This window comes from Martelella lutilitoris (assembly GCF_016598595.1).
In the GTDB taxonomy this organism is placed as follows: domain Bacteria; phylum Pseudomonadota; class Alphaproteobacteria; order Rhizobiales; family Rhizobiaceae; genus Martelella; species Martelella lutilitoris_A.
The window spans coordinates 4,322,648-4,347,237 of the sequence record NZ_CP066786.1 but is presented as its reverse complement, the minus strand read 5'-3'; the positions used below and the strand labels follow the sequence as shown (position 1 = coordinate 4,347,237).

Annotated in this window: 26 protein-coding genes; 14 read left to right on the top strand and 12 right to left on the bottom strand. The window is 63.3% G+C overall.

The genetic code is table 11. From position 1 onward, the window contains the following. Nucleotides 1-4: 4 nt before the first annotated feature. The 5 genes from JET14_RS20520 to coaA are packed head-to-tail and all read left to right on the top strand — an operon-like array spanning nt 5 to nt 3,383. Nucleotides 5-514, top strand: a complete 510-nt coding sequence (locus JET14_RS20520) for a hypothetical protein (RefSeq protein ID WP_200336112.1) — start codon at nt 5-7, stop codon at nt 512-514. 20 nt (nt 515-534) lie between these two features. Next, nucleotides 535-1,269: a 1-(5-phosphoribosyl)-5-[(5-phosphoribosylamino)methylideneamino]imidazole-4-carboxamide isomerase gene (gene hisA, locus JET14_RS20515; protein WP_200336110.1), complete on the top strand. Its 735-nt coding sequence runs from the start codon at nt 535-537 to the stop codon at nt 1,267-1,269. Then, nucleotides 1,266-2,048 carry an imidazole glycerol phosphate synthase subunit HisF gene (hisF, locus tag JET14_RS20510; RefSeq protein ID WP_200336108.1) on the top strand — a complete coding sequence of 261 codons (783 nt, stop codon included), beginning with the start codon at nt 1,266-1,268 and terminating at the stop codon, nt 2,046-2,048. The genes hisA and hisF overlap by 4 nt, the downstream gene beginning before the upstream one ends. 16 nt (nt 2,049-2,064) lie before the next feature. Continuing rightward, nucleotides 2,065-2,388 (top strand): phosphoribosyl-ATP diphosphatase, encoded by a 324-nt coding sequence (locus JET14_RS20505; RefSeq protein ID WP_200336107.1) that lies wholly within the window; start codon nt 2,065-2,067, stop codon nt 2,386-2,388. Then, nucleotides 2,385-3,383: a type I pantothenate kinase gene (gene coaA / locus JET14_RS20500; RefSeq protein WP_200336106.1), complete on the top strand. Its 999-nt coding sequence runs from the start codon at nt 2,385-2,387 to the stop codon at nt 3,381-3,383. The genes JET14_RS20505 and coaA overlap by 4 nt, the downstream gene beginning before the upstream one ends. 226 nt (nt 3,384-3,609) lie before the next feature. Here coaA and JET14_RS20495 read toward each other — a convergent pair whose 3' ends face one another. Further along, the gene (locus JET14_RS20495; protein ID WP_200336104.1) at nt 3,610-4,242 is read right to left on the bottom strand and encodes an alpha-ketoglutarate-dependent dioxygenase AlkB family protein; all 633 of its coding nucleotides are present in this window, start codon (nt 4,240-4,242) and stop codon (nt 3,610-3,612) included. A 3-nt stretch (nt 4,243-4,245) separates the two neighbouring features. Further along, nucleotides 4,246-4,683: an alternative ribosome rescue aminoacyl-tRNA hydrolase ArfB gene (arfB, locus tag JET14_RS20490; protein ID WP_200336102.1), complete on the bottom strand. Its 438-nt coding sequence runs from the start codon at nt 4,681-4,683 to the stop codon at nt 4,246-4,248. 260 nt (nt 4,684-4,943) lie between these two features. Between arfB and JET14_RS20485 the strand changes: the two genes are divergently transcribed. Then, nucleotides 4,944-5,393 carry a glyoxalase superfamily protein gene (locus tag JET14_RS20485; RefSeq protein ID WP_200336101.1) on the top strand — a complete coding sequence of 150 codons (450 nt, stop codon included), beginning with the start codon at nt 4,944-4,946 and terminating at the stop codon, nt 5,391-5,393. Between the two features lie 81 nt (nt 5,394-5,474). Here the strand turns inward: JET14_RS20485 and JET14_RS20480 are convergent, their stop codons facing one another. Further along, nucleotides 5,475-7,082, bottom strand: coding sequence for a phosphoenolpyruvate carboxykinase (locus JET14_RS20480; RefSeq protein WP_200336100.1), 1,608 nt, complete (start codon nt 7,080-7,082; stop codon nt 5,475-5,477). Nucleotides 7,083-7,419: 337 nt separating this feature from the next. Here JET14_RS20480 and JET14_RS20475 point away from each other — a divergent pair, with 337 nt between their 5' ends. The 5 genes from JET14_RS20475 to JET14_RS20455 all read left to right on the top strand — a co-directional run bounded on the left by JET14_RS20475 (nt 7,420) and on the right by JET14_RS20455 (nt 11,408). Next, nucleotides 7,420-8,142 (top strand): response regulator transcription factor, encoded by a 723-nt coding sequence (locus tag JET14_RS20475; protein WP_200336099.1) that lies wholly within the window; start codon nt 7,420-7,422, stop codon nt 8,140-8,142. Between the two features lie 204 nt (nt 8,143-8,346). Further along, nucleotides 8,347-10,053 (top strand): sensor histidine kinase, encoded by a 1,707-nt coding sequence (locus tag JET14_RS20470; RefSeq protein ID WP_246750652.1) that lies wholly within the window; start codon nt 8,347-8,349, stop codon nt 10,051-10,053. Further along, nucleotides 10,050-10,544: an HPr kinase/phosphorylase gene (locus tag JET14_RS20465; RefSeq protein ID WP_200336097.1), complete on the top strand. Its 495-nt coding sequence runs from the start codon at nt 10,050-10,052 to the stop codon at nt 10,542-10,544. Before JET14_RS20470 ends, JET14_RS20465 begins: the two co-directional genes overlap by 4 nt. A 175-nt stretch (nt 10,545-10,719) precedes the next feature. Continuing rightward, nucleotides 10,720-11,121, top strand: coding sequence for a PTS sugar transporter subunit IIA (locus tag JET14_RS20460; RefSeq protein WP_138746788.1), 402 nt, complete (start codon nt 10,720-10,722; stop codon nt 11,119-11,121). 8 nt (nt 11,122-11,129) lie between these two features. Continuing rightward, nucleotides 11,130-11,408, top strand: coding sequence for an HPr family phosphocarrier protein (locus JET14_RS20455; RefSeq protein ID WP_200336090.1), 279 nt, complete (start codon nt 11,130-11,132; stop codon nt 11,406-11,408). Between the two features lie 25 nt (nt 11,409-11,433). Here JET14_RS20455 and JET14_RS20450 read toward each other — a convergent pair whose 3' ends face one another. After that, a complete protein-coding gene (locus JET14_RS20450) occupies nt 11,434-12,168 on the bottom strand; it encodes a Crp/Fnr family transcriptional regulator (RefSeq protein ID WP_200336088.1) in 735 nt (244 codons plus the stop codon). Between the two features lie 254 nt (nt 12,169-12,422). Between JET14_RS20450 and JET14_RS20445 the strand changes: the two genes are divergently transcribed. After that, on the top strand, nt 12,423-13,502 hold the full coding sequence (locus tag JET14_RS20445) for a glycosyltransferase family 4 protein (RefSeq protein ID WP_200336086.1): 1,080 nt from the start codon (nt 12,423-12,425) through the stop codon (nt 13,500-13,502). A 35-nt stretch (nt 13,503-13,537) separates the two neighbouring features. Here the strand turns inward: JET14_RS20445 and JET14_RS20440 are convergent, their stop codons facing one another. From JET14_RS20440 to JET14_RS20415, 6 genes are all read right to left on the bottom strand, one after another. Beyond that, entirely contained in the window at nt 13,538-15,058 is a 1,521-nt protein-coding gene (locus JET14_RS20440; protein WP_200336084.1) for an aldehyde dehydrogenase (NADP(+)), read from the bottom strand. A 47-nt stretch (nt 15,059-15,105) separates the two neighbouring features. Continuing rightward, nucleotides 15,106-16,248, bottom strand: coding sequence for a fumarylacetoacetate hydrolase family protein (locus JET14_RS20435; RefSeq protein WP_200336082.1), 1,143 nt, complete (start codon nt 16,246-16,248; stop codon nt 15,106-15,108). A 184-nt stretch (nt 16,249-16,432) separates the two neighbouring features. Continuing rightward, entirely contained in the window at nt 16,433-17,923 is a 1,491-nt protein-coding gene (locus JET14_RS20430; RefSeq protein ID WP_200336080.1) for a tripartite tricarboxylate transporter permease, read from the bottom strand. 3 nt (nt 17,924-17,926) lie between these two features. Beyond that, the gene (locus JET14_RS20425; RefSeq protein ID WP_200336071.1) at nt 17,927-18,370 is read right to left on the bottom strand and encodes a tripartite tricarboxylate transporter TctB family protein; all 444 of its coding nucleotides are present in this window, start codon (nt 18,368-18,370) and stop codon (nt 17,927-17,929) included. Beyond that, entirely contained in the window at nt 18,364-19,332 is a 969-nt protein-coding gene (locus JET14_RS20420) for a BMP family protein (RefSeq protein WP_200336069.1), read from the bottom strand. Before JET14_RS20420 ends, JET14_RS20425 begins: the two co-directional genes overlap by 7 nt. Then, nucleotides 19,329-20,294 (bottom strand): Bug family tripartite tricarboxylate transporter substrate binding protein, encoded by a 966-nt coding sequence (locus tag JET14_RS20415; RefSeq protein ID WP_200336067.1) that lies wholly within the window; start codon nt 20,292-20,294, stop codon nt 19,329-19,331. Before JET14_RS20415 ends, JET14_RS20420 begins: the two co-directional genes overlap by 4 nt. A gap of 284 nt (nt 20,295-20,578) precedes the next feature. Here JET14_RS20415 and JET14_RS20410 point away from each other — a divergent pair, with 284 nt between their 5' ends. Continuing rightward, the gene (locus JET14_RS20410) at nt 20,579-21,442 is read left to right on the top strand and encodes a MurR/RpiR family transcriptional regulator (RefSeq protein ID WP_200336065.1); all 864 of its coding nucleotides are present in this window, start codon (nt 20,579-20,581) and stop codon (nt 21,440-21,442) included. Between the two features lie 9 nt (nt 21,443-21,451). Here the strand turns inward: JET14_RS20410 and JET14_RS20405 are convergent, their stop codons facing one another. Then, complete coding sequence (locus JET14_RS20405) at nt 21,452-22,546, bottom strand: ROK family transcriptional regulator (RefSeq protein ID WP_200336064.1); 1,095 nt, start codon at nt 22,544-22,546, stop codon at nt 21,452-21,454. A gap of 60 nt (nt 22,547-22,606) precedes the next feature. Then, the gene (locus tag JET14_RS20400; protein WP_200336063.1) at nt 22,607-23,269 is read right to left on the bottom strand and encodes an SGNH/GDSL hydrolase family protein; all 663 of its coding nucleotides are present in this window, start codon (nt 23,267-23,269) and stop codon (nt 22,607-22,609) included. Nucleotides 23,270-23,505: 236 nt separating this feature from the next. On the opposite strand from JET14_RS20400, the gene JET14_RS20395 reads away from it, so the two are divergent. Then, nucleotides 23,506-24,489, top strand: coding sequence for a sugar ABC transporter substrate-binding protein (locus JET14_RS20395; RefSeq protein WP_200336062.1), 984 nt, complete (start codon nt 23,506-23,508; stop codon nt 24,487-24,489). Nucleotides 24,490-24,590 lie beyond the last annotated feature (101 nt).

Sequence of the window (24,590 nt, the reverse complement as noted above, 5' to 3'; positions counted from 1 at the left end):
CGGGATGACTTCCGCTTCCGGCGTCTCCGCGAAAGATTACAACGAAGTTTTTGAAAGCTATGTCATCGAACTGGATGAGACCGATGTCGATCTGGTCGGCCTCTTGGCCTACGCACTCTACAAGCGCCAGAAACGAGAATGGATTATCGGCTATCGTGCCCGTCACAACAATGAACGCCCCGACGACAAAGCGCTTGCGACCATAACTGAAAATTATCTCACCTCCGATATGCGCAGAACGCTGCGGGACAGGGCAGAGGACCTGCTGAGCAATTATGCGCAGGTTTATGTCGACGCAAGCGAACAACAGATCCGGGAAATCGCCCTGAGCGGCGAGACCCTGCGCCAGGCCCAGGCAATCGAAGCCGCGATCACGCGAAAGAGCAGTTTTTGGTCTCAGGTCTGGACCGGGATCGTCGCAAGCTTTATTTCTGCCGGCATTATTGCCCTTGTTCTTATTGCAGCCAAGGTTTCGGGTTCGCCCGTCCTCGACGCCTTGTTTCCTGCACAGTAAATCGCGTTGAAAGACCCTAAATGATCCTATTTCCCGCCATCGACCTGAAAGACGGCCAGTGCGTGCGCCTCAAGCTCGGCGATATGGAGCAGGCGACGATCTACAATCCCGATCCTGCCGCCCAGGCGAAAGCCTTTGAAGACCAGGGCTTTACCCATCTGCATGTGGTGGATCTGAATGGCGCCTTTGCCGGTGAAAGCGTCAACGGCGAGGCGGTTGACGCCATCCTGAAGGCGACGAAAAAACCGGTGCAGCTCGGTGGCGGCATCCGCTCGCTCGACCATATCGAAAACTGGCTCACAAAGGGTTTGGCCCGCGTCATTCTCGGCACCGTTGCCGTGCGCGATCCCGAACTGGTGAAGGCGGCCTGCAAGGCTTTCCCCGGCAAGATCGCCGTCGGCATCGATGCGCGCGGCGGCAAGGTGGCGGTCGAGGGCTGGGCGGAAGCGTCCGAGCTCGAGGTGGTCGAGCTTGCCAAGCGTTTCGAGGGCGCCGGCGTTGCCGCGATCATCTATACCGATATTGACCGCGACGGGGTGCTGACCGGCATCAACTGGGACTCAACGCTTTCGCTTGCCGCCGCCGTCAACATCCCGGTCATCGCCTCCGGCGGCCTCGCCTCGATGGACGACATCACCCGCATGACCAGGCCCGACGCCCAGATCCTGGAAGGCGCAATCTCCGGTCGAGCGCTTTATGATGGCCGCATCGATCCGGCCGAGGCGCTTGAGATGCTGAAAGGCGTGCAATCATGACACTCAAAGCCCGCGTAATCCCCTGTCTCGACGTCAAGGACGGTCGCGTCGTCAAGGGGGTGAACTTTGTCGACCTGATCGATGCCGGCGATCCGGTGGAGGCGGCGCGCGCCTATGACGCTGCGGGCGCGGACGAACTCTGCTTTCTCGACATCACCGCCACCTCCGACAATCGCGAGACGATCTTCGATGTGGTGACGCGCACGGCCGAACACTGCTTCATGCCGCTCACCGTTGGCGGCGGGGTGCGCACGGTGGCCGACATCCGCAAGCTTCTGCTGTGTGGCGCAGACAAGGTGTCGATCAACTCGGCGGCGGTGAAGAACCCGGATTTCGTCGCCGAGGCGGCCGACAAGTTCGGCAATCAGTGCATCGTGGTGGCGATCGACGCCAAGCGCCGGACCGAAGTCCCGATGGAGGGCGAAAGCAACTGGGAAATCTATACCCATGGCGGACGCCAGCCGACCGGCATCGACGTCGTGGCGTTTGCGAAAAAGGTCGTTGCGCGCGGCGCGGGCGAAATCCTGCTGACCTCGATGGACCGTGACGGCACCAAGGCCGGCTTCGATCTGGAGCTGACGCGGGCAATCGCCGATGCGGTTTCGGTTCCCGTCATCGCCTCGGGCGGCGTCGGCAATCTCGATCACATGGTCGAGGGCATTCGCGAGGGCCGCGCGACGGCCGTGCTGGCCGCCTCGATCTTCCACTTTGGTACCTATTCCATCGGCGAGGCAAAACAGTATATGGCTGATCACGGCATCGCCATGCGTCTCGACTGAGGCGGGGAGGAAGGATATGTCGGAATTCACACTCGCCGATCTCGAGGCGATCGTCGCCGAGCGCGCCAAGGCCTCGCCGGAGGAAAGCTGGACGGCGAAGCTCGTTTCCAAGGGACAGAGCAGGGCCGCCAAGAAGCTGGGCGAAGAAGCGGTCGAGACCGTTATCGCGGCCATCGCCGAGGATCGGGAGAACCTGACCAGCGAGAGCGCCGACCTGCTCTATCACCTCCTCGTGGTGCTGAAGATCGCCGATATTCCGCTTGCCGCGGTGATGGACGAGCTGGCGCGGCGCACGGGTCAGTCCGGCCTTGCCGAAAAGGCGGGGCGCGCGCCTTCATGATCCAGGAGTTCGAGGACACGTTTCTGCAGGACAATGCCGGCGAGGCGCTGACCGATCCGGTCTCGCCCTATCGCTTTTTCTCTGCGGAAGAATGGTCACGCTTTCGCGCCGATACGCCGCTGACGTTGACGGCGGAAGAAGTGCGCAAGCTGCGTTCGCTCAACGACCCGATCGAGCTTGAGGAAGTGCGCCGCATCTATCTCTCGTTGTCGCGGCTGCTCTCCACCCATGTGGAAAGCTCGCAGATGCTGTTTCGCCAGCGCAGCCGTTTCCTGAGCTTCGGCAAGCAGGACAGCAAGACGCCCTTCATCATCGGCGTCGCCGGTCCGGTCGCGGTCGGCAAGTCCACCACCGCGCGTCTTCTGAAACAACTGCTCGCGCGCTGGCCATCGAGCCCCAAGGTCGATCTCGTCACCTCCGACGGTTTCCTGTTTCCCAATGCGGTTCTGGAAATGGAAGGGCTGATGCGCCGCAAGGGCTTTCCCGAGAGTTTCGACACGGCGGCGATCCTCAGGTTTCTCTCCGCCATAAAGGCCGGCATGCCGAATGTGAAGGCGCCGCTTTACTCGCACCTGAGCTATGACGTGATGCCGGACGCCTACGTGACCGTCGACCGGCCGGATATCCTGATCTTCGAGGGGATCAACGTGCTGCAGGCGCGCAGCCTGCCCGCCGGCGGGCGCATGGTGCCGATGGTGTCCGACTTCTTCGACTTCTCGATCTATATCGACGCCGATGTCTCGCTGATCCACCACTGGTATATCGAGCGCTTCAAGAAGCTCCGCAACACTGCTTTCCAGGACCCCGCCTCCTATTTCCATCGCTACGCCCAGCTTTCGGAAAAGGATGCGCTGTCGACGGCGGAAGACCTCTGGAACAATATCAACCTCAGGAATCTCGAGGACAACATCCTCCCCACCCGCCCCCGCGCCGACCTGATCCTGCGCAAAGGCCGGGATCACCTAGTGGAAACGGTGGCGCTGAGGAAGCTGTGAGCGCGCCTGCACCGGATGTGGTACAGAGCCTTTTTGAGGGCTGCGCCTGTTAGTCAAGGCCCACGCCTTTTGCGTCACCCTCGGGCTCGACCAGAGGGTCCAATCACAGCTGTCACGAGAAGCGTCAAAGGTCCTTGCGGCGCGTATCGCAACGGCTGAAGACCATAACCAATGCCATTCTTGCGGAAACGGGGTCTGGTTCCTCGGGTCGAGCCCGAGGAGGACGCTATAGAGGTGGAGAGCTTACCCGTCGCAGCGTCAGATTGATCCGTCCGCCGTGCTTCAGCAATGTCGAGGTGCCGGGATAGGTCCGCGTCACCCCATGATAGGCAAGGCGGCTTTTGCCGGAAAGCAGCACGATGTCGCCGCTTGCAAGCTTCAGCGATTGGGCCTTGTCCTTGCGGTCGGTGCCGCCCACGCGAAAAAGGCAGGTATCGCCGAGCGAGATGGAAAGCACGGGGGCTGAGAAATCCGCCTCGTCGCTGTCCTGGTGCATGCCCATCTTCGCCGCGTCATCGTAGAAATTGATCAGGCAGGCTTCCGGCGGTTCGGGATATTCCGCAAGGTCGCGCCAGAGCGCTGCGAGCCGTTCGGGCATATCGGGCCAGGGTTTTCCCGTTGCGGGATGGGTTGCCTGATAGCGATAGCCGCGTTCCTTGTCGGTGACCCAGCCGAGCGGGCCGCAATTGGTCATGCGCACGGACATCGGCTTTCCCGTGCGCGGCATGGTCGGCACATAGAGCGGCGCTTCTGCCACAACGGCGCGGATATCCTCGACCACCGCCTCCTGAGCGGCGCGGTCGAGATAGTCCGGCAGATAGCGAAAGCCCTCGGGGAGGACGGGTTTGTCAGCGCTCATGGCTTACTCGTCGGAGGCGGGCTTGCCGCGCATCTTCTTGATTGTCGCACGCCCGGCCTTTTCCTTCAGCCGCCGTTCGATTGATCCGCGCGTCGGCTTGGTCTTGCGTCGGCGCGGCGGCGGCGGCGCGGCGGCGGCGAGGATCAGTTCCTTCAGCTTTTCGCGCGCCTCCTCGCGGTTGCGCTCCTGGCTGCGGTGGCCATTGGCCTCGATCAGCAGCACGCCCTCCTTGGAAACCTTGCGGCCGCCGAGGCGCATCGCATTGCGTTTCACGCGTTCGGGCAAGGAAGGGGAGGCGGCGAGAGGGAAGAACAGCTGCACGGCGGTCGCCACCTTGTTGACGTTCTGCCCGCCGGGCCCGCCGGAAAGCACAAACTGCTCCGTCAGCTCCCAGCCGGAAATGGTGATCTGATCATTGATGGTAAGGTCGCGCGATGCCATGCCCGCCTTATCCCACGCCGCAGCCTGCCCTTCAAGGCCGCAATGCCCGGCGAGACGGGGCTTCTGCTTGACGCCGACGGAAATGCGGCCTATTGAACGGCCACGGCAAGGGACGCCGGCCGCCCGCGGTTTTCTCCAGAACCATGGTGAAGTTCCCCATCGAACCGATGAGCGATGTTTCGAAAACCTTGCGCATTCGCGGTTCCGGCAATGCGGGCACCGAAACACTTTACAGGCGAATGCGAAGGGAAAACTTCGCCATGCCCACAGTGTCCAATTCACCATTGCCCTCGCTTGAAACCCTCAAGGATCAGGCAAAGCGTCTGCGCGCCCATATGAACCGCACAGGCGAGACAATTACGCATTCCCGCGCGCTGGAACTGATTGCCGTTCAATACGGCTTTCGCGACTGGAACACGCTGCATGCCAGGATCGGCAATCGCCCGCCGCTCAATCCGTGGATGCTTGGGGCCCGCGTTTCGGGAACCTATCTCGGTCACGCCTTCGATGCGGAGATCATTTCCGTCAGCGCCTTTGCCGGCAAGCCGGGGCATTATCGCCTGACGCTGAAATTCGACGCGCCCGTCGATGTCGTCACCTTCGACAGTTTCTCCGCCTTCCGGAGCCGCATCAACTGCACCGTTGATGAGACCGGCCGATCGCCGGCGAAAACGTCGGACGGCCGCCCGCATGTGGAACTCGCCTGGTAAATCCGGCGGCGGCCCGCCAAAAAAGAAACGCCCGGCGCCTGACGGCGACCGGGCATTTCCCGCGCTCCTCCTGCGTATAACTCAGGCTGCCGCCAGAAGGCCCGGGGCAGCGGCTTTCACGTTGGCATCCACATGATCCTCGAATTTGGCGAAATTGGCGACGAACATATCGACAAGTTTCGCCGCCTGCGCGTCATAGGCGGCCGCATCGGCCCAGGTGCCGCGCGGGTTGAGGATCGCCGCGTCGACGCCGGGAACGGCGACCGGAACCTCGAAGCCGAAATTCGGATCCACCCTGAATTCCGCGCCGGCAAGCCTTCCGGCAAGCGCCTCGGCCAGCATGGCACGGGTCTGGCGGATCGGCATGCGCGAACCCGCGCCATAGGCGCCGCCGGTCCAGCCGGTGTTGACCAGCCAGCACTGCACGCCGTGCTTTGCGATCAGCGACTTCAGCAGATTGCCGTATTCGGTCGGGTGGCGCGGCATGAAGGGCGCGCCGAAGCAGGTCGAGAACGTCGCTTCGGGCTCGGTCACGCCCTTTTCCGTGCCCGCCACCTTGGCGGTGTAGCCGGAGAGGAAGTGATACATGGCCTGGTCGGGCGTCAGCTTGGCAATCGGCGGCAACACGCCGAAGGCATCGGCCGTCAGCATGATGATCGTCTTCGGATGCGGCGCAAGTCCAGTGCGCGAGGCATTGGGAATATAGTCCAGCGGATAGGCGCAGCGGGTGTTCTCCGTCAGCGATCCGTCGTCGAAGTCGGGCTTGCGGTTGGCGTCGAGCACGACATTTTCCAGCACCGTGCCGAAACGCCTGGTCGTGGCGTAGATTTCCGGTTCGGCCTCCGCCGAAAGGCGGATGGTCTTGGCGTAGCAGCCGCCCTCGAAATTGAACAGGCCGTTTTCGCCCCAGCCATGCTCGTCATCGCCGATCAGCGTGCGCGACGGGTCCGCCGAAAGCGTGGTCTTGCCGGTGCCCGACAGGCCGAAGAACACGGCGGCATCACCCGCATCGCCGACATTGGCCGAGCAGTGCATCGGCATCACGCCGCGCGAGGGCAGAAGATAGTTGAGGGCGGTGAACACCGACTTCTTCATTTCACCCGCATAGGATGTACCGCCGATCAGCACCAGCCCGTTCTCCAGGTCGCAGGCGATCACCGTTTCCGTGCGGCAATTATAGCGCTTCGGATCGGCAACGAAGGAGGGCAGGTTGATGATGGTCAGTTTCGCCTCGAAATCCTCCAGCGCGTCGCGCTCCGGGCGGATTAGCAGATTGCGGATGAACTGGGCGTGCCAGGCATATTCGGTGATGACGCGCGTCGGCAGGCGGTTTTCGGCATCCGCGCCGCCGACCAGATCCTGCACGAACAGTTCCTTGCCGGCCGCATGGGCGAGCATGTCTTCCTTGAGGAGGGCGAAATGCTCCGGCGACATCGCCTTGTTGTTGTCCCACCAGATCTGGTCTCTGGTCTTGTCATCGCAGACGACGAATTTGTCCTTGGCAGAGCGGCCGGTGTGCAGGCCCGTCAGCGCCCTGAGCGCGCCGTCCGCCGTCAGCACGGCCTCGCTGCGGCGAAGCGCCAGCTCGCAAAGCTCCGACGGCATCAGATTGTAGTAGACGCCCGCCAGGTCCTTCAGCCCTGCAGCCTCAACCGGAAAACGACGATTGTAGATTCCATGCTCCACCATGCGAAATGCCTCTCTAAACGAAATCTAATTTTTTTAAAAACATATTAAATTAGTTCGCATCAGACAACAGAGAATCTGACAAAATATAATAATATCATGTATTTAATCGATTAAAGAAAATTACCGAAATGAACAATTTCAGGATTATGAAGGATTCTCAGGCTGTTAACCGGCTGCAACCGGAAATCTGCAAATTCGATTTGATGGGATTGATCGCCCGTTTTGGTTGGTCCTGCCACAATTTGTTCCAGTTTTTTTCCAACAAATGCTAGAAATTGCGAGACGGCGGACCGTGAGCCGTCCAAAGACCATAATAACTGCAGTCAGGGAGACCCAAATGCAGACGATCGCACTCGTGGACGACGACCGGAACATTCTGACCTCGGTGTCGATTGCGCTGGAATCCGAAGGCTATCGCGTCGAAACCTATACCGATGGCGCCACGGCGCTGACAGGGCTGCAGGCCAATCCGCCGCAACTCGCCATCTTCGACATCAAGATGCCGCGCATGGACGGGATGGAGCTGCTGCGGCGCCTGCGGCAGAAATCCGACATCCCGGTGATCTTTCTCACCTCGAAGGATGAGGAGATCGACGAGCTTTTCGGCCTGAAGATGGGCGCTGACGATTTCATCACCAAGCCTTTTTCCCAACGGCTTCTGGTTGAGCGCGTGCGCGCCGTGCTGCGCCGGGTCGCCGCCCGCGAGGCCGCGATTGCCGGCGGCGGCGCAAAGTCCGGCGAGGGCGAGGCGAACCGTCCGCTGGAGCGCGGCCCGCTGGTCATGGACCGCGAGCGCCATACCTGCACCTGGAAGGGCGACCCGGTGACGCTGACGGTCACCGAATTCCTGATCCTGCACTCGCTTGCCCAGCGCCCCGGCGTGGTCAAGAGCCGCGACGCGCTGATGGATGCGGCCTATGACGATCAGGTCTATGTCGATGACCGCACGATCGACAGCCACATCAAGCGCCTGCGCAAGAAATTCAAGCTGGTTGACACCGATTTCGATATGATCGAAACCCTCTACGGCGTCGGCTATCGCTTCCGCGAGGCCGCCTGAAGGCAGGCGGCGTCAGCCGGAAGCCTTCAGGCGCGCGTGACCACACAAAGACCGCAATCGCGGGCTTGATAGCGGCTCAGGCAGCCAATGCGGGCAGGGCGAAGATTGACGAGCGACACGGCCAGAGACAAAGCCCCGGGCGGCGGCGCAGGCGGCCTTGCCGGCAGGAAAAGGGGCCGGCGCTGGCGCAAGCCCTTTGCGGCGATGCGCTGGGTGCTGGCGTCCACCGTTTTCTCCAGCCTCAACTGGCGCATCCTGTTCTTCAACCTTCTGGCGCTGTTCTTCCTTGTCGGCGGCATCCTCTATCTCAACCAGTTCCGCGAGGGGCTGATCGACGCGCGCGTTGAAAGCCTTCTGACCCAGGGCGAGATCATCGCCGGCGCGATCGCCTCTTCCGCCTCGGTCGAGACCGACACGATGACCATCGACCCGCAGGAGCTTCTGGAACTGCAGGCCGGCGAGAGCGCAAGGCCGACCTCCAGCGACGAGGACCTGCGCTTCCCCCTCAATCCGGAAAAGGTCGCGCCGATCCTGAGGCGGCTGATCTCGCCGACGCGCACGCGTGCGCGCATCTATGATCCGGATGCCAATCTGATCCTCGATTCGCGCTTTTTGTATTCGCGCGGCCAGGTGTTGCGCTACGACCTGCCGGACACCGAGAAATCGGCGGCGGAAAGCGTCTCGGACAAGCTTGGAAGCCTGATGAACCGCTTCCTGCAGCCGGGCAACCTGCCGCGCTATGAGGAAGCGCCCGGCGGCGACGGCTCGATCTACCCGGAAGTGACGAAGGCGCTCGACGCCCAGCGTTCGGCCGTGGTCCGGGTCACCGACAAGGGCGGGCTGATCGTCTCCGTCGCCGTGCCGATCCAGCGTTTCCGCGCCGTGCTCGGCGTGCTGCTTCTGTCCACCCAGGCGGGCGACATCGACAAGATCGTCCATGCCGAGCGGATCGCGATCATCCGCGTCTTCGCGGTGACCGCGCTTGTCACCATGATCCTGTCCTTCATGCTGTCCTCGACGATCGCCAGTCCGCTGCGCCGGCTTTCCGAGGCGGCCGTCAGGGTGCGTCGCGGCGGCCCGCGCGAACGCGAGGAAATACCGGATTTCTCGGCCCGTCAGGACGAGATCGGCCATCTGTCGACAACGCTTCGGGAAATGACGACGGCGCTCTATGACCGCATCGACGCGATCGACAGTTTCGCCGCCGATGTCGCCCACGAGCTGAAGAACCCGCTCACCTCGCTTCGAAGCGCGGTCGAGACCCTGCCGCTCGCCAAGACGGAAGAATCGAAGGCGCGTCTGACCGAGATCATCCAGCACGATGTCCGCCGCCTCGACCGGCTGATCAGCGACATTTCGGATGCGTCGCGGCTGGACGCGGAGCTCGCCCGCGAGGATGCCAAGCGGTTTGACGCCGAGGCGCTCCTGAAGGACCTGATCACGATTTCGCGCGAGACCGGCAAGCGCAACCGCGCGGTTGCGATCGGTTTCACCGTCCATCCCGGCAATCACGGCAAGGGCGCCTTCGAGGCCTTTGGCCATGATCTGAGGATCGGCCAGATCGTCACCAATCTGATCGAGAATGCCCGCTCCTTCGTGCCGGAAAGGGACGGCCGCATCGACGTGGCGCTTGCCCGCACGCGCAGTCAGATCGTCATTACGGTCGAGGACAACGGTCCGGGGATCAGGCCGGATGCGCTGGAACGCATCTTCGAGCGGTTCTATACCGACAGGCCCGATGGCGAGGCTTTCGGTCAGAATTCCGGGCTCGGCCTTTCCATTTCCCGCCAGATCGCCGAGGCCCACGGCGGCACGCTGACGGCCGAGAATGTTTCCGATCCGGAGACCGGCGAGGTCAAGGGCGCCCGCTTTACCCTCAAGCTGCCGGCCGCCACCGGCAAGGCGCAATGACGGAGCGCGGCGGCACCAACCTTCATGCGAGCGCGATCGTGCTCGGTTCGACCGGCATTCTGATCAGCGGACCTTCGGGCGCGGGCAAGAGCGAGCTTGCCCTTGCCCTTCTCCACGGCGCTCGGCTCAACGGGCTTCATGCGGCGCTCGTGGCCGACGATCAGGTGCTGATTTCGTGCATTGCCGGCCGGGTGATCGCCGGTGCTCCGGCCGCAATTGCCGGGCTTATCGAGATTCGCGGGTCCGGGCTGGCCAAAATCCCTCATCTCGAGAGCGCGGTGATGGATTTCGCCCTCATGCCGGTGCCCTCCCACGCGGCCGAGCGCATGCCGCCGTCCGACAGCAGGCTTCAGCTCGAAGAGGGGGGTGATCTGCCGGCGCTTTTCCTGCGCTGGCCAGCTCCGGACCCCTTCTCGAAGCTTGCGGCGCTCTGCCCCGGGCTTGACACCGGCCGTCCGGTTCTTCCCGCGCGCGCCGACGCGGAAGGGTAAAGCGTCGTCCGTCGGCCTCGACGTGTACCCGGCCTGCATCGGCAGGCACGGTTCGCCTGTTTTCATATGGTATTTTCGCCCTTTTGGCTTGCACTTCGCTCCGGCTTCGACAAGATGCGGGGCGAAAGGCCGCGGGCGGACGCAGGCGGTTGCTGTTTTAAGGAGTGGCGCGAAGATGATCGGACTGGTGCTTGTGACCCATGGTGGCCTTGCGGAGGAATTCCGGCTGGCGGTCGAGCATGTCGTCGGGCCGCAGAACGCCATCGAAACCGTGTCGATCGGCCCAGAGGATGACATGGATCGCCGCCGCGACGATATTCTCGCCGCCGTCGGCACGGTCGACAGCGGCAACGGCGTCATCATCCTGACGGACATGTTCGGCGGCACGCCGTCCAACCTCGCCATTTCGGTCATGAACAACGGCACCGTCGAGGTGATCGCCGGCGTCAACTTGCCGATGCTGATCAAGCTCGTGGCCGTCCGCGCCGACAATGACATGGCGAAGGCGCTTGCAGAGGCCGAGGATGCGGGCCGGCGCTACATCAATGTCGCAAGCCGCGTCCTCAGCGGGAAATAGAAGGCCCGATGGAAGCCCCGGTCTCGCGTGAACTCACCATCGTCAATCGCAGGGGGCTCCACGCCCGCGCCTCGGCCAAATTCGTCCAGACGGTGGAGAAGCTCAATGCCTCCGTCAGCGTCGCAAAGGACGGGATGACCGTCGGCGGCACGTCGATCATGGGGCTGATGATGCTGGCGGCCGGAATCAACAGCACGATCATCGTTTCGGCGGCCGGTCCCGAGGCGGAAGCGGCCCTCGACGCCATCGAGGCGCTTGTTGCCGACCGCTTCGGCGAGGAGAGCTGAAAGCCGTCGCAGTGGCCGCGCCCGGTCAGTTCTCGGGAAACCAGCTCGTGTCGATGGAGGCATGCCGGTCAACGAAATCGCAAAGACCGATCAGCTTGTCCTCATCCAGAACCTCGACCGAGCCGTTCTCCCGCCGGATCAGGCCGTCCTTTTGCAGGGCAGTGAAGGAGCGGCTGACATAGACATTCGTCAGCCCCAGGACATCCGAGATTTCCGTCTGGTTGAGCGGAAGCCGTATGACGGCCGACATCGGCTTGTTGGCGATCCTGAGGCGCGCCATCAGGTCGAGCAGGAAATAGGCGATGCGTTCGCGCGCGCTCATGCGGCCGATGGCCTGCAGAAAGTCCGACATGATCACCTGATTGCGCACGGCAAGCGCAAACAGCAGCGCCGCAAGCTGCGGCGCGTTCGAGAACACCTGGTCGAGATCCTTCTTCGGAAAGGGGCAAAGGCGCACATCCTCGGCCGCCTTCAGCACCGTGGTCCGTTCTTTGAAGGCAATGTCGGGGAAACCGATAATGTCGCCGGGATGGTGGATCTCGACGATCTGGCGCCGTCCGTCCTTCATGTCGGCATAGCTGTAGAGCCAGCCTTGCCTGACCACGTAAAGATTTGCGTTGCTGTCGCCCTCCGCATGGATTTCGGTGCCCTTGGCATAGTCACGCTCCTCGCGCTCCAGGCATGCGATACTGTCCAGCGAGCGCTGGCTGAGCGGCACATAATGCGACAGTTTCTGTACCAGACAGCTGTTCTGGCTCATTTCCCCCACCCTCCGGCGTCGTTCATAATGCCCCTTCAAATACGTTCAGGAACTGGGAGAAAATGGCTTGCCCGGTGCGTCGCCGCAACGAAAAAGTAAACGAAAGCACGCTTTCCGCGACTTTATTTCGCAAAATCTTCTGATTTCAAACCAGTTTAATGCAGGCTCGGGCGCAAGGGTTCAGTAAGGGGCTCAACACGAGGAGAACCTGAATGTCCGAAGCCCGCCTCACGCGGCGGAAGGGGGCACGCTAAGTGTCCTCCGCCATTGCCATTATCGACCCGTTCTGCCTGACGCCCGCAACGATCACCGCCTCGACCAACGACCGTGTCGGTGGCACCGAGGCCATCGTTCTCAAGGTGGCGCGCGCGCTCTGTGACGATTTCCGCTTCCATTTTTACCAGAACGGGCGGCTCGACATGGATCGCGACGACTGCGGGCTTTACCGCCCGCTCGATGCCGTCAGCGTCGCAAATCTTGCCGGCGTCACCGGCATCATCGTCATCAACTCCTGGAAGGCAGCGCTGAAGGCGCGACGCCTCAATCCCGGCTGCCCGATCTTCCTGTGGTCGCACACGCATCCCGGCCGGCACAACCGGCGCATGGGCGAGGCGCTGGCCGAGGCGCAGATCGAGATCGTCTGCACGTCGCAGGCTCACGCCGCCCACGTCACGCAGTTCCTTTCACCTGAAAACCGGCGCCTGCCGAAGATCGGCTGGATCTATTCCCCTGTCGATGACGATCTGGTCGCCGACGACACCCCGCGTGATCGCGACCGACTGTTCTTCCCCGGCATGCCGCTCAAGGGCATTTCCGAGGTTCTCGCGAAATTCGCCGGAATCAGAAAGAGCAGGCCGGAACTGAGACTCGACATCGCCGAGCCGGGTAGTCTTGCCTGGCCTGATGGAGACGGGCTTGAGGGCGTCAATTTTCTAGGGCGGCTCTCCCACAGCGCGATGATTGCCCGCATGCGCCGCTCGCTCTGCGTCTTTTATCCGCAGACCCGCACGGACGATACGGCCAGCCTGCTGCTGGCCGAGGCCAATGCCGTCGGCACGCCCGTCATCGTCCAGCGCGGTCTCGGCGCCAATGACGAGATCGTCGGCACATTCGGGCAGGTCTTCGACACCGATGACCTGAAGGCGCTCGGCGAGCGCATCGACATGTGGCGTCTCGCGCCCCCCATGGTCAATGTTCGTCCGGCGCTGCGGATGAGGGCGGTTGCCGGTGAATGGCGGGCGAAGCTCGGCGCCAGGCAAGAGGGGAAGCCTCTTCCGCCGGGCGTTGTTCCGCCGGGCCTTGCCACCACGGCCGCCGCCGCCCCCGAAAAATAGCAGGCCGCCCTGCGCGGCGCGCCCGGCGTCCCCGCTCAGCCCATATGACGCAGATCCTCCGGCAGAAGCGCGGACGGCATGCTCTGGTAGCAGACCGGGCGCAAGAAGCGGCGGATCGCCAGCGTGCCGACGGAGGTGGCGCCGAAATTGGTCGAAGCCGGGTACGGCCCGCCATGGACCATGGAGTCGGCAACGGCAACGCCGGTGGCAAAGCCGTTGGCGAGCAATCGGCCCGCCTTGCGTTCCAGGAGCGGCACAAGGCTCTGCGCAAACTCGACATCGTCATTGTCCATGTGCAGGGTGCAGGTCAGCTGGCCTTCAAGCCGTTCGGCGATGGCGCGCATCTCCTGGGCATTGGCCGCCATCACCACGATGCCGAGTGGGCCGAACACCTCATGGGCAAGCTTCGGATTGGCGAGAAAGTCCTTGCCTGCGACGGTAAAGAGCGCCGGCGCGCCCTCGCGTCCGTCGCAATCGCCCTTCACCAGCGTTTCAACGCCGTCCGTGCCCGCAATCTCCGTGCGACCGCGGCGGAAGGCCTCGGCAATTCCCTCCGTCAGCATCACCGCTGGCCCGACATCGCCGAGCGCCCTGGCCGCGGCATCGGCGAAGCGATCGGATTCCGGTCCGGCGAGCGTGATCATGATGCCGGGATTGGTGCAGAACTGGCCGACGCCCATGGTCAGTGATCCCGCCCAGCCCTTCGCGATCTCCTCGCCGCGATTGGCAAGCGCATCGGGCATGAGGAAGTTCGGGTTGACCGAACCCAGTTCGCCGAAAAAGGGGATGGGCTCGTCGCGCCGCGCGCAAAGGTCAAACAGCGCCTTTCCGCCGGCGAGCGAGCCGGTAAAGCCGACGGCCCGGATCAGCGGATGGGTGACGAGCGTGCCGCCGGCCTCGTGCGAGGCGCCCTGCAGCAGCGAGAAGACGCCCGGATGAATGCCGCATTTTTCCGCCGCCGCCGCGATCGCCTCGGCGACGATCTCGCCTGTGCCGGGATGGGCGGGATGGCCCTTGACCACGACCGGGCAGCCGGCGGCAAGCGCCGACGCGGTATCGCCGCCGGCAGTCGAGAAGGCGAGCGGGAAATTGGACGCGCCAAAGACGGCGACGGGGCCGATCGGCCTTTGCACCATCTTCAGGTCGGGACTCGGCGGGGTCGCGTCCTGATTGGCCGCATCATGACGGCGGTCGAGATAGTCGCCGTCGAGAATATGGCGCGCGAACAGGCGCAACTGCCCGGTGGTGCGGCCGCGCTCGCCCTCGAGCCGCGCGACCGGAAGGCCCGATTCGGCCGAGGCGATCTCGGTGATGTCGCTGCCGCGCTTCTCGATCTCGTCGGCGATCTTGTTGAGGAACTCCGCGCGGTCCCTGCGCGTGGAATAGCCGTAGGTCCAGAAGGCCGCCTCGGCGGATTTGACCGCCTGGTCGATCAGCTTGTCATTTGCCTCGCAGAAGGCGTGGGGCTCGCCGCTGACGGGCTTTGAGAGAAAGGTGATATCGGTTCCGATCCATTCGCCGCCGACCAGATGCCTGCCATGCGGTTTGAAACTCATCGTCATTCTCCTCGGGCTTTGCGATTTCTTGCGTTTTGTCTTGTGGTTTAAAGAAGGTCGCGCGCGGCGAGATTGGTCATCAGGGCGCGCATGCCGAAGGTCCAGGGCGCGCATTCGGTCGACAGGCGCACGGTGTTTTCAAGCCGTCCGAGCCCTTTCGCAGAGATCGTCACGCGGTCGCCCGGCTTGTGGGTGAAGCCCTCGCCGGGGACATCCCGGTCCTTGGTGGGCGCGAACAGCGTGCCGAGATAGAGCATGAAGCCGTCAGGATACTGATGATGCCGGCCGATGGTCTGGGCGACCAGCGCTTCCGGGTCGCGGCTGATTTCCGACATCGAGGAATGTCCCGTCATTTCAAATCCGTCTTCGCCCTCGACCCGCAGCGCAACCTCGGCGTCGCGCACATCGTCAAGCGTGAAGCCGCTGTCAAACAGCCTGATCATCGGGCCGATCGCGGCGGAGGCGTTATTATCCTTGGCCTTGCCGAGCAGGAGCGCGGAACGGCCCTCTACGTCGCGCAGATTGACATCGTTGCCGAGGGTCGCGCCGACGATCCTGCCGACAGAGGATACGGCGAGAACCACTTCGGGCTCAGGATTGTTCCATTTCGAGATCGGATGAAGACCGACGTCTGCGCCCGGCCCCACGGCTGAAAGCGCCTGCGCCTTGGAAAACACTTCCGCGTCCGGGCCGATGCCGACTTCCAGATACTGGCTCCACAGGCCCTCGCGGATCAACGCTTCCTTGGCCGTCGCCGCGGCCTCCGATCCCGCCTCGATGTTCTTCAGGCTGGCGCCGATCGCCGCGCCGATCCGCGCGCGGATCGCCTCCGCCTTTTTGGGATCGCCCGCCGCCTTCTCCTCGATCACCCGTTCGACCATAGAGCGGGCGAAGGTTACACCGCAGGCCTTGATTGGCTGCAGATCGCAAGGGCAGAGAAAATGGATGCGGCTCTCGTCGCCCGGCTTTGCGGCGGCGATTTCCTCCAGCGTGCCGAGCCGGAAGCCCGGGGCCTCGCTGACATAAAAGGCCGGATCGTCCATCTCGCAGATATCGCGTGACAGCGGGGCGATCGCGGCGGTGATATCGTAAACCGCGCCGCCGCGCAGCGTTACCACAGCCGGGCCGTTCGCCTCGGGCAGGAAAACGCGTCCGAGCCAGGTGCCGTTGAAGTCGTCGATGATCGTCATAGCGAAATGTCCTCATGCGCGGCGCGTCTTGCACCGCCTCCCGTGCCGGCGCGACGCTCTGCCAGGGACGAACGCCGGGCGCGCATCGCCCGCAGCAAGGGCGCCGACCATCTACACTTAGGCCAACCGGCGCCGGGTTTAAAGCGCAGAACGGAATTTGGACGGGTTTCGCTGTGGCAGGCCGTCAGTTGATCGATTTTGCCAGCCGTTTCAACCACGGCATGGCTGTCAGCATCAGAAGCAGGAGAGAGATCGCGATCATTGCGGCCGCGCCCGGATGCTCGACAAAGGTCATCGGGTCACCGCGCGAGAGCAGCATGGCCCGGCGCAGATATTCCTCCATCATCGGCCCGAGGATGAAGCCGATCAGCAGCGGCGCGGGTTCGTAGCGGTAGAGCCTCAGCACATAGCCGAGCACGCCGAAGCCGAGCATGGCCCAGACATCGAAGAGGGAATGATCGAGACTGTAGACGCCGATCGAGATCAGCACAACGATGGTGGGGTAGAGGAAATAATGCGGGATGCGCAGCAGCCGCACCCAGATGCCGATCAGCGGGATATTGAGCACCAGCAGGAAGAGATTGCCGAAGAGGAAGGAGACGATCAGGCCCCAGAACAGCTGGGGATGATCGGAGATCAGGCGCGGGCCGGGTGTCACGCCATGGATCATCAGCGCGCCGATCATCAGGGCCATGGTGGTGGAGCCCGGAATGCCGAGCGTCAGCGTCGGGATGAAGGCGGTCTGCGCGGCGGCATTGTTTGCCGATTCCGGCACCACCACGCCTTCGATCGCGCCCTTTCCGAAATTGGCGCGGTTGGGCGAGACGCGCTTTTCCACCGCATAGCCGATCGAGGAGGCGACCGTCTGGCCCGTTCCCGGCAAAGTGCCGAAGAAACTGCCGATCAGGCTGCCGCGAATGGCGGGGCCGAGCGAGCGCAGCCATTCGCCGCGCTTGGGCAGGAAGCGCTGCCAGGAGACTTTTTCCGTCGCATAGGAGGCCGAAGCCCCGCGCGCCGAATACATGGCCTCCGACACGCCGAAGAGGCCCATGGCGACGACGACGAGATTGATGCCGTCGCGCAGGTCCTGGACGCCGCCGGTAAAGCGTGTGGCGCCGCTGTTGACGTCAACGCCGATCGTGCCGAGCAGCACGCCGAGCGTCACCATCATCACGCCTCTGAGCGTGCCGGAACTCGACACCACGGAGGCCGCCACAAGGCCGAGCAGCATCACCGCGAAATAATCCGCCGGCTCCAGAAGAAGCGCGAAATCTGCAAGCACCGGGGCAAGCGCGGCGATCACCAGAATGCCGAACACGCCGCCGAAGAAGGAGGCGAGCGCGGTCATCAGCAGCGCCACGCCGGCGCGGCCCTCGCGCGCCATCGGATAGCCGTCGAGGCAGGTGATCGAGGAGGAGGGCGTTCCCGGAATATTGAGCAGGATGGAGGCGATCGAGCCGCCATATTCCGCGCCGTAATAAACGCCTGCCAGCATGACCAGCGCCGTTTCCGGCGGAAGATAGAAGGAGACCGGCAGCAGCATGGCGACGGCCGCGAGCGGCCCGAGACCCGGCAGAACGCCTATGAAGGTGCCGAGAAACGTGCCGAGAAAACAATAGAGAAGGTTGGAGGCCGTGGTGGCGGTGGCAAAGCCGAGGGCGAGATTGTCGAGCATGGATCAGAACCCCCGAAAGGCTTGAAGCGGCAGGCGGAGGCCGACGATGAAGACAAGCCAGACGCCAAGGACGGCGCCGATGACGAGACCGCCGCGCCGCAGCGGCGAGAGCGCGCCTACGGAATAGCTTGCGATCAGCACGCAGACGCCCGCGCCCGGCAGAACGCCGAAACGCGGCGTCACCAGCGCGAAGCCTGCGACGGCGAGCGCGATCGGCACGACCGTCCGCCAGTCGATCTTCAGGTGTTCGGCGCCGGCCTTGATGTCGCCGACGAGGGCGACGATCGAGAGAATGACGAGAATGCCGCCGGCGATCAGCGGAAAGGCGCCGGGGCCCATGCGGCGCGGCGTGCCGAGATCGAGCACGGTGACGGCGCCGATGATGAAGACAAGCGCCATTGCGCCGATCAGAAGCGTACCCGCCTGTGCCGAAAGCTTTCTCAGCATCGCCCGGTCTCCGTTTCCGGTTCGAACTCCGCGCCCTCATAGGTCTCGCGGACGATTATCCGGCCCACGCGAATGTCGGCGGCGGCGGCGGCGACATGCTCCGCAACGGCTTGCGGAACGCCCGCTCCCAGCACAAGCGCGGCATAGTCGCCTTCCGGAAGGCCCAGCAGGACCGGCTTTTGCGGCAGGCGTCCTGCCGCGACATCGGCAATGGCGCGCTCGACGCCGAGATCGATGCGCGCCAGCGCAGAGGCGACAAACACATCCGGCGCCAGCGCCGTCCAGTCAAGCGCGTTGCCGATCTGTCGGCGCCCGGCTGCCCGGCAGGCATCAATCGCGCCCTGTCTTGCGCCGTTCAGCATGGTGAATATGATATCTGCACCGGCCTTGATCTCGGCGGCGGCCCAGCGCCGGGTAATCGCATTGTCATCCTGCGAGCCGCAGAAGGCGGTCAGCACGGTGACGGAGGTATCGGTCTCCCTCACGCCTTGCACGAAGGCGGCGCGGCCCTTCAGCCCCGGGCGAACGCGATGGCCGGACAGGTGGCCGACCGTGCCGGTCCTCGTCATCAGCGCCGCGAGGCAGCCGGCGAGATAGGCCGAGTGTTCCTGCGCCACATCATAGCTTGCGAGGTTTTGCCCATGGGCGTGGCCCTGAACGATGGCGAAGGGCTTTTCCGGCCAGTCGAGGGCCAGAACCGGCATGACCCGGTCGCCCTGCCCGCCGATGAAGACCAGACCGTCGAAATCCGCCATGACCCGGTCAAGGCTTTCGAGGATCTCGGCCGTATCATAGGCCAGCCCGTCGATGATGCTGATCTGCGCGGTTCCGGCGCGCGCTGCCTTTCGCGCGCCGGCAAGGCCGCTGGCATTGAAGCCCGCATCCTCCGCCTCGCCGATGACGACGACGGCAATCTGCGGCAGAGCGGATTTTTCCGAGGAAAGCGGGCTGATGCGCATCATTCACTCGCTTGGTTGACCAGCGGCGCCCATTCGGCGACGCCCTTTGCAACATAGTCGGTGAATTCGTCGCTTGTCATCGTGCCGCCGACAATGCCCCAGGTCTCGAACTGGGCAATGACCTCATCGGTTGCCAGCGCGGTGGCGAGCGCGTCCTGCAACGTCGTGACGATTGCCGGATCGACGCCGGCGGGGGCGGAAATGCCGAGCCAGTTTTCGGCAATGATATCATAGCCGAGTTCGGTAAGGGTCGGAGTGTCGGGCAGGGTGTCAAGCCGTTGCGGCGAAGAGACGGCAAGCGGGATGGCCGTTCCCTCGGCGACGGCGGGCAGGTTCTGCGGCACGGCATCAAAGATCACCGGGATGACGCCGGCGCGGAAATCAAGCCGCATCGGGCCTGAGCCCTTGTAGGGAATGTGCGAGAGTTCGACGCCCGCCTCATTCTCATAGGCAACGGCGACGACATGGCCCCAGGAGCCGACGCCGGACGATCCGTAGTCCAGCATGCCGGGCTCGGCCTTTGCCTTTTCGACAAAGGCGGCCATGTCCGGCGTTTCAAGCTCGGGCGAGACGAACATGCCGAGATGGACGGCGCCGATATAGCCGATATGGGTGAAGTCGGCGACCGGATCATAGGGCGTGTCGGGGAAGCTTGTCGGCGCGACATTGAACGGCGTCAGGTTGGAGAGCATCAGCGTGTAGCCATCGGCTTCGGCATTCTTCAGCTCGGTCGCGGCCACGGTGCCGGCGGCGCCCGGCTTGTTTTCAACGACGAATTGCTGGCCGAGCGCGGCGCCGAGCTGCTCGGACAGCAGGCGGGCGACGAGATCGCTGGAGCCGCCGGGCGGAAACGAGACGAGAATGCGCACCGGGCGCTCTGGATAGTCGGCTGCAAGAGCGGCGGGCGCGAGGGCGGCAAGGGCGGTGGCGGCGAGGATGATGGATTTCAGCGGTCGGACCGGCATGTCAGAACTCCAGTTTCTGCTGTCTTGGGTCGGGGCGAAGGCATTGACGAAATTCAAGTTCCAAGAAAGGAAACTACAGTTTCAGAAATCGCGCAAGTAAAAAATAGGCAAATATCATTTTTGTATAAATTATAGGCAATCTGGTTGCTCCTTGGGCATCGACAATGGCGAAAAGCCTGCCAATCCGGCATTCATGACCACGTGCACGGGAAACCGCTGACTGAAATCAGGATTTCGAACACCATGGCTTGCCTTTTCAGTGTCGCCGTCCTTAATGACAAATGATGAAATCAGAATTTCAAAACACCGCCGACGAGGCGCCCTTTCTCAGCCGCGTGCAGCGCGTTCTGCCGCAGCTGAGCCCGGCCGAGCGCAGGCTGGGCGAGTTCCTGCTGGATTTTCCCGGCGAACTCGGCAGCTATGACGCGCAGGAACTGGCGCGGCTTTGCGATGTCTCCAAGGCCACGGTTTCGCGCTTCATCCGCAAGCTCGGCTTTACCAGCTACGACCAGGCGAAAAAGGCGGTGCGCGACGAGCGCCAAACCGGCTCGCGCGCCTTCTTCGCCCATGCCGAGCCGGAGGCCAATGCCGCGGCCCTTGCCCTCGACATGCGCGAGGAGAAGGACAATCTCGACTGGACCTTCGCCAATCTCGATGCAAGCGAGCTGGAAGCGCTCGCCGCTGCCGTGGTGGATGCGCGCAAGGTCTGGATCACCGGCCAGCGCATCAGCCAGTCCTTCGCCCATTACCTCTACTGGCAGCTGACCAAGATCGTCGGCGAGGTCGTGGTTTTCCCGCAGGGCGGCGAAACGCTGGGCGAACATGTGGCGCGCATCGAGGAAGGCGATCTGGTGATCGCGATCACGCTGCGCCGCCGGATCGCCGGCACGCGACAATTGCTCGATACGATTGTTGAAAGCAGCGCGCGGCTGGCGTTGATCTCGGACGAGAACATGGCCCGCCATCCTGCCGCGCAGTGGCATTTTCACTGCCGTATTCATTCCGACGGCCCGCAGTTCAATCATGCCGCCGTGCTGGCGCTCTGTCATCAGATCGTGGTGCGCGCGACGCTGAGCGCCGGGCGAACGGGCCGCGACCGGCTGCGCAAGGTCGATGCTGTCAATGAAAAGCTGATGCAGTACGAGTAATACCGAACGTCAGCCGGCGGAAGCCGGGCTGTCATTCATGAAGCGTGAATGGAACGGCAGGGCCGCTGCGCCGATGGCCAGCCCCCACGGCCCGAGCCTGCTTTTCTCGATCGCGGTCTCGCTGTCCGTCCCGGAAATTTCTGAAAGCCGCGAGACGATTTCCGCAAGCACCGCATCGGGCAAGAGCCCGGCGATGATGGCCGTCTTCACGCGCGCGAACTTCCCGAGCGAGGCGATCAGGGCGTGCAGCTCGTCCGCCACCGTCCCGATCCAGCTGTCGATATTGTCGCCGGATGCCTCCGGCGCGTCGCGCAGTGCCAGAAAGCGATCCATCATCGCCGCCTCGCTCTCGCCGGAAAAGGCCTGGTCGTGGCCGGCATAGATGCGCCCGCCGAGCACGAGGCGTGGCACGATATGCGGCGTGACCACGCAATAGAGGTAGTCGTTGAGATTGCGCGCCGCGCCGAACATGCATTCCGCGCTCGCCGCCGCCGTGACGTCGTTCTGGATGAAGACGTCGAGCCCGCTTGCGCGGCTGAGTTCGGCTTCGAAATCGAAATCGAGAATGGCCCTGGCCTCGCCGATGGACGGCCCCATGTCGGAGGGCAACGAAAGCCCGATGCCGGCAAGCCGGTCGCGCCGGGCCTTTGGCGCTTCGGCCATGGCCGTCTCCACCGCCTCGCGGGCGGTTCTGCGCACATCGTCCAGCCGGGCTTCGTCGTAGACAAACGCTCTGCGGCTGATCGGATTGCCGACGAAATCGCTCATCACCACGTCGAGATAGCGATGGCCGATATTGATGCCGATCGAAAACGCCCCTTCCGGATTGAGGCTGATCGGGGTTGTCGGCGGGCCGATGCGCCCGCGCACGGCCTCACCCTTCAGGACCAGATTGTCCTTTTCCAGCGATCGCACAATCACTGAGATTGTCTGGGCGGAAAGCCCGCTCGCCTCGCCAAGCTGCATGCGCGACAGCCCGGGGTTCTGCAGAAGCAGAGACATGATCAGCCGCTCATTGTAGGAGCGGGCGAGCACCTGGTTCATGCCGGTGCTGCGCTCGGCAATGCGAACGGAAGGCGGCGGGGCAAATCTCATATCTGGCATTTTTGGCAGTCTCCACGCCCGGGATGAAAACGGGCGCATGGGTTGATCCGTCAGGTGGCGTCAGGAGGCGCGCGCGCGTTCCTCGCCCCAGCCGATTGCCTCTATCTCCTCGGCGATGGCCTTGCCAAGGGCTGCATGGGCGGCGGCATCGAGATGGAACCCGTCGGCATCACTTGAACTGACCACCAGACCCGCGTCGAAGAAATGCACTTCCTGGGCCTCGGCGATGCGCTCATACTCGGCAGCCAGCGCCCGGGATTTCTCCTGCGCGCCCATGAACACGCCGGACCATTCCTTCAGCTCCATGGCCGTCGGCGGCGGGGCCACGATCATGATTTCCGGCACCTTGCCATTGATGCCCGCCGGCAGCGCCTTGATGTCGGAGACCAGCGCGCCGACGCCCATGGCGATCTCGCCGGCGGTCTTGTTGAAGCGGATTTTCAGGTCGTTGGTGCCGAGCATCACGATCACCAAATCAAGCGGCTTGTGGCTCATGATGCAGGGCTTCAGATAGGTGCGTCCGTTCTTTTCCGCGCCCTCGATCGGGTCGTCGCTGACGGTCGTGCGGCCTGAAAGCCCCTCCTCGATCACCAGCCAGCGATCGCCCAGAATGGCGCGGACAATGCCCGGCCAGCGTACGTCATGCGGATATCGATCATCGGGGCGATTGGCCGTTGTCTGGCCGTAAGTGTTTGAATCCCCGTAACAAAGAACTGAGCGCATTCTCCCTCCCTCTTCCCCGGCGTCTGTCGGCGCCGTGCCGGCAGGGCGAATGAAGACCGGCCGACAATGAGCGTCAAGCTAGGTCGCGACGGCAACAAGGTCAATAATAAATCAACATGAATAATTATTGACAGGTCGATTTATTTGAGGATGATTGGGAGAGATCGAGGCGATGAACCTGCATGGAGGATGCGTGGTTGCCACTCCGGTTTTCGCCGTATCAGAGGGAGGGAATAATGAAGTTCACCGACACACTGAAAGGCATCGGCGCGGCCGCCGTGATCGCGCTTGCCGCCGCTGCACCCGCCAAGGCGGCGGATGATGGCCCGCTGCTCGTCGTCAGCGGTCCCCTGTCCTGGCCGTTTTTTGCCGCCGTGAAGAAGGGCTTTGACGACGCGGCCGAAGCCTACGGGCTCGACTACCAGTACATTGCCGTCACCGACACGGCCAACATGACCAGCGACTATCCGCGGCTTCTGCAGCAGGCCATCAGCCGTGATCCGAAAATGCTGCTCGTCGGCGAGTTCTTCCCTGACGGCATGGATCCGCTGATCCGCGAGGCGACGGCAGACGGCATTCCGGTGCTGATCCACAATTCCGGGCAGACGCTGTGGGAAGACAACGGCTCGATCGGCTTTGTCGGCGAGGATCCCTACCAGATGGGCTACAAGGCCGGGCAAATCCAGGCCGATGCCGGGGTCAAGAAAGGCCTCTGCTTCAATCAGGTGCCGGGCAACCCGACCGTGGAAGAACGCTGCAACGGCTATGTCGCGGCGATGGAAGAGGCCGGCGCCGAGACGATCTACCAGACGATCGGCACCGGTGATGCCACCAATCCGCAGGCCATGACCCAGGCGATCAAGGGCACGCTGCAGGCCAATCCGGACATTGACGGCATCTATACGCTGAACGCGGTTCCGGCCATGAGCGCGCTGCGCGCCGTCGATGAGGTCGGCCGCAAGGGCGAGATCATGATCGGCACGGCCGACCTTTCCAACGAGGCGCTGATGGCGATCAAGAACGGCGATCTCGCCTTTGCCATGGACCAGCAGCCCTATCTGCAGGGCTATCTCTCCATGCTGATCGCCAACCAGTATCTGAACTACGGCCTGCACCCGATCGGCCATGTGAAGACCGGACCGCTCGTCATCGACAGCTCCAATGTCGACAAGACGCTCGAGGTCAACAAGGCCCATGGCGGCGTGCGCGGCGCGTCCTGAGCCAGCGCGCGAGGCCATCCAGACGCAATACCTGCCGGGTCATGCCCGGCAGTCTCCGCCTGAGAAGGTCGGAAACCATGACATGCCGCAATATGACGCCA

Excerpts from the sequence above, each read along its gene's own strand:
- JET14_RS20520 (WP_200336112.1), top strand. The coding sequence starts at position 5 with ATGACTTCCGCTTCCGGCGTCTCCGCGAAAGATTACAACGAAGTTTTT.
- hisA (WP_200336110.1), top strand. The coding sequence starts at position 535 with ATGATCCTATTTCCCGCCATCGACCTGAAAGACGGCCAGTGCGTGCGC.
- hisF (WP_200336108.1), top strand. The coding sequence starts at position 1,266 with ATGACACTCAAAGCCCGCGTAATCCCCTGTCTCGACGTCAAGGACGGT.
- JET14_RS20505 (WP_200336107.1), top strand. The coding sequence starts at position 2,065 with ATGTCGGAATTCACACTCGCCGATCTCGAGGCGATCGTCGCCGAGCGC.
- coaA (WP_200336106.1), top strand. The coding sequence starts at position 2,385 with ATGATCCAGGAGTTCGAGGACACGTTTCTGCAGGACAATGCCGGCGAG.
- JET14_RS20495 (WP_200336104.1), bottom strand. The coding sequence starts at position 4,242 with ATGAGCGCTGACAAACCCGTCCTCCCCGAGGGCTTTCGCTATCTGCCG.
- arfB (WP_200336102.1), bottom strand. The coding sequence starts at position 4,683 with ATGGCATCGCGCGACCTTACCATCAATGATCAGATCACCATTTCCGGC.
- JET14_RS20485 (WP_200336101.1), top strand. The coding sequence starts at position 4,944 with ATGCCCACAGTGTCCAATTCACCATTGCCCTCGCTTGAAACCCTCAAG.
- JET14_RS20480 (WP_200336100.1), bottom strand. The coding sequence starts at position 7,082 with ATGGTGGAGCATGGAATCTACAATCGTCGTTTTCCGGTTGAGGCTGCA.
- JET14_RS20475 (WP_200336099.1), top strand. The coding sequence starts at position 7,420 with ATGCAGACGATCGCACTCGTGGACGACGACCGGAACATTCTGACCTCG.
- JET14_RS20470 (WP_246750652.1), top strand. The coding sequence starts at position 8,347 with ATGCGCTGGGTGCTGGCGTCCACCGTTTTCTCCAGCCTCAACTGGCGC.
- JET14_RS20465 (WP_200336097.1), top strand. The coding sequence starts at position 10,050 with ATGACGGAGCGCGGCGGCACCAACCTTCATGCGAGCGCGATCGTGCTC.
- JET14_RS20460 (WP_138746788.1), top strand. The coding sequence starts at position 10,720 with ATGATCGGACTGGTGCTTGTGACCCATGGTGGCCTTGCGGAGGAATTC.
- JET14_RS20455 (WP_200336090.1), top strand. The coding sequence starts at position 11,130 with ATGGAAGCCCCGGTCTCGCGTGAACTCACCATCGTCAATCGCAGGGGG.
- JET14_RS20450 (WP_200336088.1), bottom strand. The coding sequence starts at position 12,168 with ATGAGCCAGAACAGCTGTCTGGTACAGAAACTGTCGCATTATGTGCCG.
- JET14_RS20440 (WP_200336084.1), bottom strand. The coding sequence starts at position 15,058 with ATGAGTTTCAAACCGCATGGCAGGCATCTGGTCGGCGGCGAATGGATC.
- JET14_RS20435 (WP_200336082.1), bottom strand. The coding sequence starts at position 16,248 with ATGACGATCATCGACGACTTCAACGGCACCTGGCTCGGACGCGTTTTC.
- JET14_RS20430 (WP_200336080.1), bottom strand. The coding sequence starts at position 17,923 with ATGCTCGACAATCTCGCCCTCGGCTTTGCCACCGCCACCACGGCCTCC.
- JET14_RS20425 (WP_200336071.1), bottom strand. The coding sequence starts at position 18,370 with ATGCTGAGAAAGCTTTCGGCACAGGCGGGTACGCTTCTGATCGGCGCA.
- JET14_RS20420 (WP_200336069.1), bottom strand. The coding sequence starts at position 19,332 with ATGATGCGCATCAGCCCGCTTTCCTCGGAAAAATCCGCTCTGCCGCAG.
- JET14_RS20415 (WP_200336067.1), bottom strand. The coding sequence starts at position 20,294 with ATGCCGGTCCGACCGCTGAAATCCATCATCCTCGCCGCCACCGCCCTT.
- JET14_RS20410 (WP_200336065.1), top strand. The coding sequence starts at position 20,579 with ATGAAATCAGAATTTCAAAACACCGCCGACGAGGCGCCCTTTCTCAGC.
- JET14_RS20405 (WP_200336064.1), bottom strand. The coding sequence starts at position 22,546 with ATGCCAGATATGAGATTTGCCCCGCCGCCTTCCGTTCGCATTGCCGAG.
- JET14_RS20400 (WP_200336063.1), bottom strand. The coding sequence starts at position 23,269 with ATGCGCTCAGTTCTTTGTTACGGGGATTCAAACACTTACGGCCAGACA.
- JET14_RS20395 (WP_200336062.1), top strand. The coding sequence starts at position 23,506 with ATGAAGTTCACCGACACACTGAAAGGCATCGGCGCGGCCGCCGTGATC.